At 65.3% G+C, this 225-nt stretch carries 1 pseudogene; it reads left to right on the top strand.

The features are described from left to right. Nucleotides 1-225 (top strand): annotated as a pseudogene (locus FNJ47_RS49300) (ABC transporter permease); the annotation flags it as partial.

The raw sequence follows: 225 nt of genomic DNA on the forward strand, positions 1-225 counted from the left end.
TGCTCGGCCTCGCCAGTGTCGTCCAGACCGTGCCGGGATTGGCGCTGCTCGCGCTGTTCTACCCGCTTCTGCTCGCCATCGCGTCGTTGACGCTTCGCTGGTTCGGCTTCGACTTTTCCGCGTTCGGATTTTTGCCCGCCATGCTGGCGCTGGCGCTCTACTCCATGCTGCCGGTGCTGCGCAACACCATCACCGGGCTGAACGGCGTCGATCCCGCGCTGCTTG

Source organism: Bradyrhizobium uaiense, from assembly GCF_010811875.1.
GTDB lineage: Bacteria > Pseudomonadota > Alphaproteobacteria > Rhizobiales > Xanthobacteraceae > Bradyrhizobium > Bradyrhizobium uaiense.